Source organism: Ramlibacter sp. WS9 (genome assembly GCF_003797765.1).
GTDB lineage: Bacteria > Pseudomonadota > Gammaproteobacteria > Burkholderiales > Burkholderiaceae_C > Ramlibacter.
The window spans coordinates 280,513-293,960 of the sequence record NZ_RKMB01000003.1 but is presented as its reverse complement, the minus strand read 5'-3'; the positions used below and the strand labels follow the sequence as shown (position 1 = coordinate 293,960).

At 67.7% G+C, this 13,448-nt stretch carries 11 protein-coding genes and 1 pseudogene; 8 read left to right on the top strand and 4 right to left on the bottom strand.

Annotation, left to right across the window (positions count from 1 at the left end; translation table 11 throughout):
• Positions 1-4 precede the first annotated feature (4 nt).
• From EEB15_RS07275 to mmsB, 5 genes are read left to right on the top strand one after another with little or no spacing between them, the layout of a single operon-like run.
• Positions 5-1,510: a CoA-acylating methylmalonate-semialdehyde dehydrogenase gene (locus EEB15_RS07275; protein ID WP_141509120.1), complete on the top strand. Its 1,506-nt coding sequence runs from the start codon at positions 5-7 to the stop codon at positions 1,508-1,510.
• Positions 1,511-1,518: 8 nt separating this feature from the next.
• Positions 1,519-2,679, top strand: a complete 1,161-nt coding sequence (locus EEB15_RS07270; RefSeq protein ID WP_141509118.1) for an acyl-CoA dehydrogenase family protein — start codon at positions 1,519-1,521, stop codon at positions 2,677-2,679.
• Positions 2,676-3,461, top strand: coding sequence for an enoyl-CoA hydratase (locus tag EEB15_RS07265; protein ID WP_141509116.1), 786 nt, complete (start codon positions 2,676-2,678; stop codon positions 3,459-3,461). The genes EEB15_RS07270 and EEB15_RS07265 overlap by 4 nt, the downstream gene beginning before the upstream one ends.
• Before the next feature lie 10 nt (positions 3,462-3,471).
• A complete protein-coding gene (locus EEB15_RS07260; RefSeq protein ID WP_141509114.1) occupies positions 3,472-4,581 on the top strand; it encodes an enoyl-CoA hydratase/isomerase family protein in 1,110 nt (369 codons plus the stop codon).
• A gap of 16 nt (positions 4,582-4,597) precedes the next feature.
• Positions 4,598-5,488: a 3-hydroxyisobutyrate dehydrogenase gene (gene mmsB / locus EEB15_RS07255; protein WP_141509112.1), complete on the top strand. Its 891-nt coding sequence runs from the start codon at positions 4,598-4,600 to the stop codon at positions 5,486-5,488.
• Between the two features lie 65 nt (positions 5,489-5,553).
• Here the strand turns inward: mmsB and EEB15_RS07250 are convergent, their stop codons facing one another.
• Positions 5,554-6,477, bottom strand: a complete 924-nt coding sequence (locus EEB15_RS07250; RefSeq protein ID WP_141509110.1) for a LysR family transcriptional regulator — start codon at positions 6,475-6,477, stop codon at positions 5,554-5,556.
• Positions 6,478-6,579: 102 nt separating this feature from the next.
• On the opposite strand from EEB15_RS07250, the gene metE reads away from it, so the two are divergent.
• Together metE and EEB15_RS07240 are read left to right on the top strand one after the other, a co-directional pair.
• Positions 6,580-8,913 (top strand): 5-methyltetrahydropteroyltriglutamate--homocysteine S-methyltransferase, encoded by a 2,334-nt coding sequence (metE, locus tag EEB15_RS07245; protein ID WP_141509108.1) that lies wholly within the window; start codon positions 6,580-6,582, stop codon positions 8,911-8,913.
• A 4-nt stretch (positions 8,914-8,917) separates the two neighbouring features.
• Positions 8,918-10,702 (top strand): chorismate-binding protein, encoded by a 1,785-nt coding sequence (locus EEB15_RS07240; RefSeq protein WP_141509106.1) that lies wholly within the window; start codon positions 8,918-8,920, stop codon positions 10,700-10,702.
• Positions 10,703-10,792: 90 nt separating this feature from the next.
• Here EEB15_RS07240 and EEB15_RS07235 read toward each other — a convergent pair whose 3' ends face one another.
• Both EEB15_RS07235 and EEB15_RS07230 read right to left on the bottom strand, forming a co-directional pair.
• Positions 10,793-11,083 (bottom strand): TfoX/Sxy family protein, encoded by a 291-nt coding sequence (locus EEB15_RS07235; protein ID WP_199236474.1) that lies wholly within the window; start codon positions 11,081-11,083, stop codon positions 10,793-10,795.
• A 136-nt stretch (positions 11,084-11,219) separates the two neighbouring features.
• The gene (locus EEB15_RS07230; protein WP_141509102.1) at positions 11,220-12,209 is read right to left on the bottom strand and encodes a GlxA family transcriptional regulator; all 990 of its coding nucleotides are present in this window, start codon (positions 12,207-12,209) and stop codon (positions 11,220-11,222) included.
• A 130-nt stretch (positions 12,210-12,339) separates the two neighbouring features.
• Between EEB15_RS07230 and EEB15_RS07225 the strand changes: the two genes are divergently transcribed.
• Positions 12,340-13,002, top strand: a complete 663-nt coding sequence (locus tag EEB15_RS07225) for a DJ-1/PfpI family protein (protein WP_141509100.1) — start codon at positions 12,340-12,342, stop codon at positions 13,000-13,002.
• A gap of 181 nt (positions 13,003-13,183) precedes the next feature.
• On the opposite strand, the pseudogene EEB15_RS07220 reads toward EEB15_RS07225, so the two are convergent.
• Positions 13,184-13,435 (bottom strand): annotated as a pseudogene (locus EEB15_RS07220) (efflux RND transporter permease subunit); the annotation flags it as partial.
• Positions 13,436-13,448 lie beyond the last annotated feature (13 nt).

Genomic DNA, 13,448 nt, shown 5'->3' with positions numbered 1-13,448 from the left:
ATTCATGAGTACCATCCCCACCGTCAAGCTGCTGATAGCCGGTGAGTTCGTCGAGTCCCGCAGCGCCGAATGGCGCAACGTCATCAACCCGGCCACGCAGGAAATCCTGGCGCGCGTCCCCATGGCCACCGCCGAGGAGGTGGACGCCGCCGTCACGGCCGGCAAGCGCGCCTTCAAGACCTGGCGCCACACGCCCATCGGCACACGCGCCCGCATCTTCCTGAAATACCAGCAGCTGATCCGCGAGCACATCAAGGAAGTCGCAGCCATCCTCACGGCGGAGCAAGGCAAGACCTTGGCCGACGCGGAGGGCGACATCTTCCGCGGTCTGGAGGTGGTGGAGCATGCCGCCAACATCGGCAACCTGCAGATGGGCGAGATCGCCAACAACGTGGCCACGGGCGTGGACACCTACACCGTGCAGCAGCCGCTGGGCGTTTGCGCCGGCATCACGCCCTTCAACTTTCCCGCGATGATCCCGCTGTGGATGTTCCCCATGGCCATCGCCTGTGGCAACACCTTTATTCTCAAGCCGTCCGAGCAGGACCCCATGAGCACCATGCGGCTGGTGGAACTGGCGATCGAAGCCGGCATTCCGCCCGGCGTGCTCAATGTGGTCCACGGCGGCGAGGACGTGGTCAATGCGATCTGCGATCACGCCGACATCAAGGCGGTGTCCTTCGTCGGCTCCACGCGCGTGGGCACGCATGTCTACCATCGGGCCTCGCAAGCGGGCAAGCGCGTGCAATGCATGATGGGCGCCAAGAACCATGCCGTGGTGCTGCCCGACGCGCACAAGGAGCAGACGCTCAACAACCTGGTGGGTGCGGCTTTCGGCGCCGCCGGCCAGCGCTGCATGGCGGTCTCGGTCGCTGTGCTGGTGGGCGAGGCCCAGGCCTGGATTCCCGAGCTGGTGGAGCGGGCGAGGAAGCTCACCGTGGGCAACGGCGCGCTGCCGGGCACCGACGTCGGCCCGGTCATCTCCTGCGCGGCCAAGGAGCGGGTGGAAGACCTGATCGCGCGTGGCGAGACCGAGGGCGCCAGGCTCGAACTCGACGGCCGCCTGCCGTCGCTGGCCGGCGCATCCAGCGAAGGCAACTTCATCGGTCCGACCATCTTCTCCGGCGTGAAGCCCGGCATGGCGCTTTACGAGCAGGAAATCTTTGGGCCGGTGCTGTGTATCGCGGGCGCGGCCAGCCTGGATGAAGCCATTGCCATGACCAACGCCAATCCCAACGGCAATGGCACGGCCTTGTTCACCCAGTCTGGCGCCGCGGCGCGCAGGTTCCAGGAAGAAATCGACGTCGGCCAGGTCGGCATCAATGTGCCAATCCCGGTGCCGGTACCGCTGTTCTCCTTCACCGGCTCGCGCGCTTCCAAGCTGGGCGACCTGGGCCCCTACGGCAAGCAGGTCGTGCTGTTCTACACCCAGACCAAGACGATCACGGAACGCTGGTTCGACGACAGCAGCGTGTCCACCGGCGTCAACACCACCATTAGCCTTCGCTGAAGCACGGCATGGACTTTGAGCTGTCCGACGACCAGCGAGCCTTCCAGCAGAGCGGGCGCGATTTCGCCGCCGGCGAGTTCGCGCCGCACGCCGCGCGCTGGGACGCCGAAGGGATCTTCCCGCGCGAGGTGCTGTCCGCAGCGGGCCGGCTGGGGTTTTGCGGGCTGTACGCCGCCGAACGCCACGGCGGCATGGGCCTGTCGCGGCTGGATGCTACGGTGGTATTCGAGGAGCTGGCAGCCGCCTGTCCCTCGACCACGGCCTATCTGACCATCCACAACATGGCGACGTGGATGGTCACTGCCTGGGCCCGGCCGGAAGTCGCGGCGGATTGGGGCCCGGCTCTGGCCTCGGGCCGCAAGCTCGCTTCGTATTGCCTGACGGAGCCGGGAGCCGGATCGGACGCCGCCGCCTTGAGCACCACGGCCCGGCGCGAAGGCGGCGACTACGTGCTCAACGGCGGCAAGGCCTTCATTTCAGGCGCCGGCGCCACCGACGCGCTGGTGGTGATGGCGCGCACCGGCGGTGACGGGGCCGCGGGCATCTCGGCACTGCTGGTGCCCGCCGACAGCCCGGGCATCAGCTTTGGCCGCAAGGAAGAAAAGATGGGCTGGAACAGCCAGCCCACCCGCTCCATCGCCTTCGACAACGTGCGGGTGCCGGCCGGCCACCTGCTGGGCGAGGAGGGCGAGGGCTTTCGCATCGCCATGAAGGGCCTGGACGGCGGGCGCATCAACATCGCCACCTGCTCGGTCGGTGCCGCCCAGGGCGCGCTGGACGCCGCGCGGCGCTACATGAACGAGCGCAGCCAGTTCAAGCGCAAGCTGTCGAGCTTCCAGGCGCTGCAGTTCAAGATCGCCGACATGGCGACCGAACTGGTGGCCGCGCGTCAGATGGTGCGGCTCGCGGCAGCCAAGCTTGACGCTGGCTCCGAGCAGGCGACGATCTATTGCGCCATGGCCAAGCAGCTGGCCACCGACGCGGGCTTTCGCATCTGCAACGAAGCGCTGCAGATCCACGGCGGTTACGGCTACACGCGCGAGTACCCGCTGGAGCGCTTCCTGCGCGACGCGCGAGTTCACCAGATCCTGGAAGGCACCAACGAAATCATGCGCGTGATCGTCTCGCGCCGCCTTCTGGAAACCCACACCACCGAGGACATTCGATGACAAGCACTTATGAAGGCCTGCAGCTGGAGCTGCGTGGCCACACGGCCATCCTGACCCTGGCCAATCCGCCCGCCAACACCTGGACCCAGCACAGCCTGGCAGCCCTCAAGCGTTTGGTGGCCGACCTCAACGCCAACCGCGAGGTCTACAGCCTGGTCGTCACCGGCCAGGGCGAAAAGTTTTTTTCCGCCGGCGCCGACCTCAAACTGTTCGCCGAGGGCGACAAGGCCGTGGCCCGCGACATGGCACGATGCTTCGGCGAAGCCTTCGAGGCGCTGGCCGGTTTTCGCGGTGTGTCCATTGCCGCGATCAACGGCTATGCCATGGGCGGCGGCCTGGAATGCGCGCTGGCCTGCGACCTGCGCATTGCCGAAGAACAAGCGGTGATGGCCTTGCCGGAAGCCGCCGTAGGCCTGCTGCCCTGCGCCGGCGGCACGCAGTGGCTAAGCTGGCTGGTGGGCGAAGGCTGGGCCAAGCGCATGGTGCTGTGCGGCGAGCGCGTGGACGCGGCCACCGCGTTGCGCATCGGCTTGGTTGAAGAAGTCGTGCCGCGCGGCCAGGCTCTGGCCCAAGCCCTCGTGATGGCGCAGCGTGTGGAAAAGCAGAGCCCGACCAGCGTGGCGGCCTGCAAGCGCCTGATCCATGGCGCCCGCACGCAGTCGCCCGCAGCCATGCTGGTGGCCGAGCGCGAGGCCTTCGTCGATCTTTTCGACACCGAGGACCAGCGCGAAGGCGTTAACGCCTTCCTGGCTAAGCGCGCGGCCGTGTGGCGCAACGCCTGAGGAGCCTGCGATGACCGACGCCGTCCTGTTCGAGGAAATGTCCACCGCCTGCGGCCGGCGCTTCGGCATGGCAACGCTCAATTCACCCGCGACGCTCAATGCCTTGTCGCTGGCCATGGTGCAGTTGCTCACGCCCGCGCTGCGCGGCTGGGCGGCCGACCCCGCGATCGCGGGGGTGGTGCTGCAGGCCACGGGGGACAAGGCTTTCTGCGCGGGCGGTGACCTGCGCGAGCTATACCAGTCCATGCGCAGCTGCGGCGCCGGCCCGAATCCCTATGCCCACGGATTCTTTGCCCAGGAGTACCAGCTCGACCACCTGATCCACACCTACCCCAAACCCGTGCTGTGCTGGGGCCAAGGCATCGTGATGGGCGGTGGCATCGGCCTGATGGCTGGCGCCTCGCATCGGGTCGTTACTCCCGCCAGCCGGCTGGCCATGCCCGAGATCGGCATCGGCCTGTACCCCGACGTGGGCGGCAGCTGGTTCCTGCGCCGCATGCCGGGCCGCGTGGGCCTATTCCTGGCGCTGACCGGCGCGCCGCTCAATGCGGCCGATGCGCTGTTCTGCGGCCTGGCTGATTTCTGCCTGGGTGCGCAAAGCCGGGCCGACGTGCTGGCCGCCATCACCGGGACACGCTGGAGCGATGTGGCCGGCGACAACCGCGCCATCCTGTCACGCCTGCTGGCCGGCCATGGCGCAAGCACCTTGCCCGAGTCCAAGCTGCGCCAACACTTCGACCAGATCAATGGCCTGATGGCCGGCGACGACTTGATGGACATCACGGCCCGCCTGCGCGGCTTGCAAAGCGATGACCCCTGGCTGTCGGGGGCGGCTGGGGCCTTCATGAAGGGCTCGCCCACGTCGGCGGCGCTGGCCTTTGAGTTGTGGCGCCGCGTGCCGCGCCTGTCGCTGGCGGAGGTCTTCCGCCTGGAGTACCGCGCTTCGCTGGGGTGCTGCGCCCATGCCGACTTTGCCGAAGGCATTCGCGCCCTGCTGATCGACAAGGACCGCAAGCCGCAGTGGACGCCTTCCTCGCTGGAGCAGGTCGTGCCCGAACTGATCGAAGACCACTTCAAACCGCGTTTTGCGGCAACCCACCCGCTGGCCGCATTGAACTGAACACAAGGAGACGAACATGAAGATCGCATTCATCGGCCTGGGCAACATGGGTGGCCCGATGGCGCTTAACCTGCACAAAGGTGGCCAAGAGGTCGCAGCCTTCGACCTGTCGGAAGACGCGTGCAAGCGCCTGGCCGGCGAAGGCCTGCGAATCGCCGACTCGGCCGACAACGTGGTTCGCGGCGCGGAAGTCGTCATCAGCATGCTGCCGGCCAGCCAGCATGTGGAATCGCTCTACCTGGGCAACGGCCGTCCCGGCCTGCTGAACCAACTGCCGGCCGGCACCCTGGTGATCGACTGCAGCACCATTGCAGCGGCCAGCGCGCGCAAGGTGGCCGAGGCTGCGGCTTCCCGTCAGATTGCTTGCATCGATGCACCGGTCTCTGGCGGCACCGGTGGGGCCATTGCGGGCACGCTGACTTTCATGGTCGGAGGCAGCATGTCGGACCTGGAGCGGGCGCGACCTCTGCTGGAGAAGATGGGGCAGAACATCTTCCACGCCGGTTCAGCGGGCGCGGGCCAGACCGCCAAGATCTGCAACAACATGCTGCTGGGCATCCTGATGATCGGCACCTCGGAAGCACTGGCGCTGGGCGTGGCCAACGGGCTTGAGCCCAAGGTGCTGTCCGAGATCATGCGGCGCAGCTCGGGCGGCAACTGGGCGCTGGAAAAGTACAACCCCGTCCCCGGGGTGATGGAAGCCGCACCCGCCTCAAGAAGCTATGCGGGAGGCTTCGGCACCGACCTGATGCTCAAGGACCTGGGCCTGGCCCAGGAGAGCGCGGCCGCCGTGCGGGCCGCCACGCCGCTGGGCGGCTTGGCGCGCAACCTCTACGCGGCGCACAGCCTGGACGGCAGCGGAGCGCTGGATTTCTCCAGCGTGATTCGCCTGGTTCAGCCTAAATAGGCTCCCCCACGCGCTGCGCGCTGCCCCCTGAGGGGCGCAGCCGGTTTGAGGCGGCTCGGCACCGGCTAGAGAAGCTCAATCTCACTCAACGTGAGGAAGCTGGTTTCCCGCGTCACCGCCACGAAGTCGGCCAGCCAGGGCCGGCTGGAGGTGGCGCCGGTACATGCCAGGTACAGGTAGCCGGTCAGGCCCTTGCGCCCCACCGGGCGCGCGGTGACGTAGCCACGGTCCAGGTAGCTTTGTACGGCCCAGACCGGCAACGTCGCCACGCCACGGCCGCTGGCCACCAGCTGCAACATGGCTATTGTCAATTCAGTGGTGCGGCGCGCGGGCTTGATGCCGGCGGGCTCCAGCACCTGGCGCACCAGGTCCAGCATTTCGTCGGGCACGGGGTAGGTGATCAGGGTTTCCTTGGCGAAATCCCTGGCCGTCAGGTGCGGCTTGGCGGCCAGGGGATGGTCGTTGGCCAGCAGCGCCACGATCTCGAAGCTGAACAGCGGGTGAAAGTCCACCGTCTCGCCCGCGTCCTGCTCCGACACGATGGCCACGTCGGCGCGGTCTTGCAGAACCAGGGCGATCGGATCCGGGTGAAAGCCCGAGACGATGTCCAGCTCGACCTCGGGCCAGCGGCTGCGAAAGGCGTCCATTGCCGGCATCAGCCAGTCGAAGCAGGTGTGGCACTCCACCACGATGCGCAACTGGCCGGCTTTGCCCAGCGCCAGGCGCGCCACGTCACGCTCGGCTTCCTCGATCTTGGGCAACACCGCATCGGCCAGGGCCAGCAGGCGCAGGCCGGTGGTGCTGAACTGCGGCGGCACCGACTTGCGCTCGAACAGCGCCGCGCCGTACAGCTCTTCCAGCAGCTTGACCTGGTGCGACAGGGCCGACTGCGTCAGGCTGAGCAGCTGCGCCGCCCGCACCAGGCTGCCGGTGTCGCGCAGGGCGGCAAGGGTGCGCAGATGGCGCAGTTCAAGCAGGGATTGGGTCATGAGTAATTTTCAAGTTGAGCGGCAATATCTTTCGTTTGAATAATAGTACGAAATACCCGACCATCGCCGGCTTGAACCGCAAACACAAAAAAAGGGATAGCCATGGTCCGCACACACACCCTGGGTTTTCCGCGCATGGGCGCGCACCGGGAACTGAAATTCGCGCTGGAAAAGCATTGGCGCGGTGAGATCGGCGCAGCCGCTCTGGAGGCTGTGGGGGCCGAGTTGCGCGCCCGCCATTGGTCGGTGCAGCAAGCCGCCGCGCTGGATGCCGTGGCCGTGGGCGACTTCGCCTTCTACGACCATGTGGCCAATCACATCCAGCTGCTGGGCTGCGAGCCGGCCCGTTTCGGCTTTACGGGTGAAGAGCCCGAGCTGAACCGATATTTCGCCATGGCCCGGGGCATCGATGCCGGGGACCACGCTCACGACTCCGATTGCGGCTGCGACGAGAACAACGCCAGTGGCCGTTTCGCGCTGGAAATGACCAAGTGGTTCGACACCAACTACCACTACATGGTGCCCGAGTTCCGCGCCGACACCGAATTCCGCCTGGCCTCGCAGCGCCTCTTTGATGAGGTCGCCCAGGCCACCCTGGCCGGCCACAAGGTCAAGGCAGTGCTGCTGGGCCCCTTAAGCTTTCTGTGGCTGGGCAAGGAGAAAGAGGCGGGTTTCGACCGCTTCAACCTGCTGGAAAGGCTGTTGCCGGTCTACGAGCAAATCCTGCACCGCCTGAGGATGCAGGGCGTGGAATGGGTGCAGATCGACGAACCCATCCTGGGCCTGGACCTGCCGGACGCCTGGCGCCACGCCTTTGAGCCCACCTACTGGCGGCTGGCGCGCGGCGGCGTGAAGCTGCTGCTGGCCACCTACTTCTCGCCGCTGGCGGACAACCTGCGCCTGGCCTGCCAGCTGCCGGTGGCCGGCCTGCATGTGGACGCGCTGCGCGCGGCCGAGGACTTGGTTGGCGTGGCCGACTGGCTGCCCAGCCACAAGGTCCTGTCGCTGGGCATCGTCGATGGCCGCAACATCTGGCGCACCGACCTGGATGCCGCGCTGGCCAGGCTGCGGCCCCTTGTCGCCAAGCACGGCGGCGAGCTCTGGCTGGCCCCCTCGTGTTCTCTGCTGCACCTGCCCTACAGCCTGCAGGCCGAAGCCGGGCTCGACGCCGAACTCAAATCCTGGCTGGCGTTTGCCGTGGAGAAGCTGTCCGAGTTGCGCGTGCTGCAGGCCGTGCTGCACGGCAAGGAATCGTCCGTCGATGCCGAGCTGTTGGACTCGCGCAGCGCCGTGGCCTCGCGCCGCGGCAGCCCGCGCGTGAACCGCGCGGCCGTGGCGGCCCGCCTGGCCGACGCGGAACCTCGCGCCGACCAGCGCGGCTCGGGTTTTGCGGCGCGCCAACAGCTGCAGCGCCGCCGCTTTGCCCTGCCGTCCTTGCCAACCACCACCATCGGCTCCTTCCCCCAGACGGCGGACATCCGTGCCGCCCGGGCGGCCTTCAAGCGGGGCCAGCTGGACGAGGCACAGTACCGCGCGAAGATGCAAGCCGAAATCACGCTCGCCGTGCGCAAGCAGGAAGCCTTGGGCCTGGACGTGCTGGTGCACGGCGAGGCCGAGCGCAACGACATGGTGGAGTACTTCGGCGAACAGCTCGACGGCTTCGCCTTCACCGCCAACGGCTGGGTCCAGTCCTACGGCTCGCGCTGCGTCAAGCCACCGTTGATCTACGGGGACGTGGCGCGGCCCAGGGCCATGACGGTGGATTGGACGGTCTATGCGCAGAGCCTGACGCGCAAGCCCATGAAGGGCATGCTGACCGGGCCCATCACCATCCTGCAATGGTCGTTCGTGCGCGACGACCAGGCCCGCAGCACCACGGCCCGGCAGATCGCCTGGGCGATCCGTGACGAGGTGGTGGACCTGGAGCGGGCCGGCATCGGTATCATCCAGATCGACGAGCCGGCCATCCGCGAAGGCTTGCCGCTGCGGCACGCGGGCTGGAAGCCGTACCTGGCCTGGGCCACCGAGGCCTTCCGCATCAGCGCCAGCGGCGTGCGCGACGAGACCCAGATCCACACCCACATGTGCTATTCGGAATTCAACGACATCCTGCCTGAGATCGCCGCGATGGACGCCGACGTCATCACCATCGAGACCAGCCGCTCGGACATGGAGCTGCTGCAGGGCTTTGGCGATTTCAAATACCCCAACGAAATCGGGCCGGGCGTCTACGACATCCATTCGCCGCGCGTGCCGACGGTGCAGCAGATGGTCGCACTGCTGGAAAAGGCGGCCCACGTCATCGCGCCGGGCCAGCTGTGGGTCAACCCCGACTGCGGCCTGAAGACCCGCGGCTGGCCCGAAACCGAGCAAGCGTTGGCCAACATGGTGCAGGCGGCCAAGGCAGTGCGCGCCACGCTGGCGGTGCCCACGTAGCCGCGTGCGGGCCTGGATCGACTTTCCGCAAAGCGAGGACGCACCCGGCCGCTGGCGCGCGCGGTTCACCGAGCCCATCCAGGTGCTCACGGCCTGGAAGGCCGGCGAGGTGCAAGACGTGCTGCGGCAGGCACAGGCCCATGCCGAGGCGGGCCGCTGGTGCCTGGGTGCCGTGGCTTATGAGGCGGCCGGCGCCTTTGACGCGGCATTGCCCACCCACGCGCCGCAGCCCGGCTGGCCGCTGGCGCGCTTCGCTGTCTTCGACCGGGCACTGCCCTGGCACGAAGCGCAGGCCAGCGCCGACGGCGGCCAGTGCACGTCATGGCATTTCTCGATGCAGCGCGATACGTACGCCCGGCAGTTGGAGCGGGCGCGCGACGCCATGGCGGCGGGTGAGTGCTACCAGGTCAACTTGACGGGGTCTCTGCAAGCGGAGTTCTCCGGGGACGTGGGCCAGTGGATGGCGCGGCTGCAGGCGGCCCAGCCACAGGCCTACCTGCTGTGGCTCGACTGGGGCGAGCAGCAGGTGCTGAGCGCCTCGCCCGAGCTGTTTTTCGACTGGCGGCCGGGCTCGGCCGGAGGGGCCCTGGTGTGCCAGCCGATGAAGGGCACGGCCGCGCGCCACGCCGGCGCCGCCGAGGACGAGCGGGCGCGGCAGGGCTTGCTGGCCAGCGCCAAGGAACGCGCCGAGAACGTGATGATCGTGGACCTGCTGCGCAATGACCTGGGCCGCATCGCCCAGCCGGGCAGCGTGCGGGTGCCGCGGCTGTTCGAGGCGCAGGCCCTGCCCACGGTCTGGCAGATGACTTCCACCGTCACGGCTACCACACGGCCCCGCACCGGCCTGGCCGAGGTGTTCGGCGCGCTGTTTCCCTGCGGCTCGGTGACCGGCGCGCCCAAGGGCCGGGCCATGCACTGGATCAGGGAGCTGGAAGACGGGCCGCGCGGCATCTACTGCGGCGCGGCCGGTGTGCTGCGGCCGGGCGGGCATGCCACTTTCAACGTGCCCATCCGCACCGTGGCGCTGGAGCGGATGGCGGCTCATGGCGCGCCCTCGTGGTCCGCCCGCTACGGCGTGGGCAGCGGCATCACGCACGACGCCACAGCGCAGGCCGAGTGGCAGGAGCTCGCCGCCAAGTCGCGCCTGCCCGAGCGCACGGGCCAGAGCCTCGAGCTGCTGGAGACCTTGCGGCTGGAACACGGCCACTACTGGCTGCTGGAAGAGCATCTGGCGCGCATGGCCACCAGCGCGGCGTACTTTGCCTTCGCGTGGGACCGCGCGCAGGTTGAGGCGCTGCTGCAGTCGCTGGCGCGCGAACACAGTGGCGGTGCCTGGCGGATCCGGCTCACGCTGGCAGCCTCCGGCAAAGCCGGGGCCCAGGCCTTCACACTGCCCGCCACGGCCGAGCCCGTGCTGTTTGCCTTGAGCCGACAGCCCCTGGATACCCAGGCCGGCAACCGCGAGTTTGTGCTGCACAAGACCACGCAGCGCGAGCACTACGAAACGCGCCTGCGGCCCGAGTCCGGCCTGTTTGACACCTTGCTGGTTAACGAACGCGGCGAGTTGACCGAATTCACCCGAGGCAACATCGCCCTGAAGCTGGACGGGCGATGGCTGACACCGGCCCTGCGCTGCGGGCTGCTGGCGGGAACCTATCGCGGCCAGTTGCTGGCGCGCGGCGAGCTGGTCGAAGCCGTGCTCATGCCCGCCGACCTGGAGCGGGCCGAGGCCGTGGCTTTCTATAACAGCGTGCGCGGCTGGCTGAGGGCGCAGCTATCGCAATGCTAGGGCGGTTCGGCCCACGGGTTTTCCCGGGCGTCAGAGCGGGACAATCAACACAAAAACAGAGATCACCCCTGGTAGCGCGCGTCGGGACTGCTATGCATCGCGTTCGTGGTCCTCGACGGCGAGCAGTAGGCTTGTTCGGTGCTCCCGGGCGACTTGTTGCCAATGCTCGCCGGAAAGGGCGCCCTCCAGAGCCCACAGCAAGTTGAGGCTGGGTTGAAGCCCCGAGCGCTTGACCATGACAAACGCGCGAACCGAGCCAAGCTTTCGCAGTTGCTGAACAGACATGATGCCAGCGTTGCCCAGCATGGCCTGGGACTTTGGGCCAAGACCTTTGAGGCTAGCGAGCGCTGGCTCGTTCAACATGGCACTGGACTCGAACAACAAGACTTGCTATGGCTGCAAGGCGGTCCGCTGACGCGGCCGCATGTTTGTCAAGGAGACGGGCCATGGGTAAATCTACCACTTTGTACGCAGGATTGAACGTTCCCAAGGACAGCGTCGAAATCGCCGCTTGCGATCACCCCGACACGGCGCGACCCGAATACCGACGCCGGTACTGCGCCGGCGTTTCACCAACCTCGCGAGCGAACAGCCGCGAGAAGGTCGCCACGTCGCTGTAGCCCACGGCCTCGACCACCTGGGGTAGGCTCATCCGGGACTGCTCCAGCAGCCGCCGCGCCTTGGCGACGCGAGCCCGCTTGAGCCACGACAGTGGCGACTGGCCCGTCTGCTTGGTGTAGCGGCGCAGCAAGGTTCGGCTGCTCACGTTGAAGGTGCGAGCCAGCGCATCCAGATCGTAGGCCTGCCCCATGCGTTCGCGCAGCCAGGCGTTCACATCCGCAGCGAATCGCGGCACATGGGCCGGGATTAGCGAAGAATCCACATAGGGTGCTTGGCTGGAACGCGGGCTGCCTATCAAGAGGAACTTGGCGGCGGCGGCTGCCACGCGGTCGCCAGCCGTGCGGCGCACCACGTCCGTCGCGAGGTCGAAGGCCGCCGTCACCGCGCCGGTCGTGCTGAACTGGCCGTCACGCACCAGGACCGCATCGTGTTCCATCAGCACGTCGGGATAACGCTTCGAGAACTCCAACGCGAATGGCCAGCCCGTGGTCGCTCGGCGGCCCGCCAGCAGACCCGCCTCCGCCAGCAGGAAACTGCCGATGCACACCGTCGCCACTTCGGCGCCGCGCGCCGCGTGCCGGCGGATGAGCGCAATCTCGCGGCGCAGGCCGGCGAGCTTCTCGTCCCATTGCCCGGCGCCGCTGACCTCGAGGCCGGGCACCAGCAGCACATCGGGCGTGGCCGACAGGCGCCCGACCCGCATCATGGCGCCACCGGCCAAGACAACCTCGCCCGCCTCGACGCCGACGATGCGTGCGTCGAACGGCGGCGGCCTGCCCGGAGACAGGGCGGCGCTCAGGTGGTTGGCCACCATCAGCACGTCGGCCAGCGCGAACAGGCCGGTGCCCATGCAACCCGGATAGGCCAGGATCGCCACGTCGCGCATGTGATCTCCCAGGTAAGGTGTTGGCGATTTCTACCGCAAATCGGTCGAAAACGCCAATTGGCCGCGCGGGACGCAGCTTCGATCATGCGTGAGCCGCGGCCCGGCCCGGCGCAAACCAACGGAGTTCCCCATGAGATTGACCATCCTGCTGATGGACGGATTCACCGCCCTCGATATTGTCGGCGGCTATGAGGTGCTGGCCAATGTGCCGGGCACGGAAACCGAGTTCGCGGCCCAGGCCCAAGGCTTGGTGTGGGCCGACAGCCGGCGGCTTGCGCTGCATGCCTGGCGCAGCTTCGCGGAGCTGTCGTCCACGGACATCCTCTATGTTCCCGGTGGTCCCGGCGTCGCGGCCGCGCTGAACGACAACGAGATGATCGAGACCATCCGCCGACTGCACGAAACTTCCACCTGGACGGTCGGCATCTGCAACGGCGTCGAGCTGCTGGGCCGCGCCGGCCTCCTCGACGGCAAGCAGGTCACCACCAACTGGGGGTGCCGCGATCGAGTGCGCGCTTACGGCGCCGCAGTCAACAGCCAACGCTTCCATCGCGACGGCAAGCTCGTGACCGGCGCGGGTGTTTCGGCGAGCATCGATGCCGGCCTGTTCCTGGTGCAACTGCTGCGCGGGCCCGAGCTGGCGGCGACGCTGCAGCTCGGCATCGAGTACTACCCTGCGCCGCCCCTGCCGTATCGCAGCCCCGAGGAAGCGCCCGCGCAGTCACAGGCGCTGATCCGCCACAACGAACAGAACGGGCCGCGCCGCATCAAGGCGCTGCGCCCACCCGTCTGAGGCTGCTTGGGGGGGCAAGCCGGGACAAGGCCAGAAATGACACATAAGCCACTTTGAAAGCCGAGAAGCCCGCCTCGAAACCTGTTGCGGAGCCCGCGAGGTCGCAATTCAATGGGTCACGTTGCGCCACCACTTCGGCCGCTCGCCCCTCCAGTTCGCCGTGGCGCTGGCGGCAGGGCCGCTACGCGGCAGTACGGCGTTTCCTCCAGAACCTGAGGCGTGGTGAGCTCGCCGGCTCGCGCGGCTTGCGCAGCAGCAGATAGGCCGCTGGAATGACGAACGTGGACAACAGGGGCGCCGTGATCATCCCGCCCACCATCGGCGCGGCAATGCGCTGCATCACCTCCGAACCGGTTCCGGTCCCTTGCATGATCGGAAACAGGCCGACCAGGATGACGGCCACAGCCATCGCCTTGGGCCGCAGTTGCTGCACGGTGGCCCTGAGG

Coding starts and splice junctions, on each gene's coding strand:
- EEB15_RS07260 (WP_141509114.1), top strand. CDS start 3,472: ATGACCGACGCCGTCCTGTTCGAGGAAATGTCCACCGCCTGCGGCCGG.
- EEB15_RS07275 (WP_141509120.1), top strand. CDS start 5: ATGAGTACCATCCCCACCGTCAAGCTGCTGATAGCCGGTGAGTTCGTC.
- EEB15_RS07225 (WP_141509100.1), top strand. CDS start 12,340: ATGAGATTGACCATCCTGCTGATGGACGGATTCACCGCCCTCGATATT.
- metE (WP_141509108.1), top strand. CDS start 6,580: ATGGTCCGCACACACACCCTGGGTTTTCCGCGCATGGGCGCGCACCGG.
- EEB15_RS07265 (WP_141509116.1), top strand. CDS start 2,676: ATGACAAGCACTTATGAAGGCCTGCAGCTGGAGCTGCGTGGCCACACG.
- EEB15_RS07230 (WP_141509102.1), bottom strand. CDS start 12,209: ATGCGCGACGTGGCGATCCTGGCCTATCCGGGTTGCATGGGCACCGGC.
- EEB15_RS07270 (WP_141509118.1), top strand. CDS start 1,519: ATGGACTTTGAGCTGTCCGACGACCAGCGAGCCTTCCAGCAGAGCGGG.
- mmsB (WP_141509112.1), top strand. CDS start 4,598: ATGAAGATCGCATTCATCGGCCTGGGCAACATGGGTGGCCCGATGGCG.
- EEB15_RS07250 (WP_141509110.1), bottom strand. CDS start 6,477: ATGACCCAATCCCTGCTTGAACTGCGCCATCTGCGCACCCTTGCCGCC.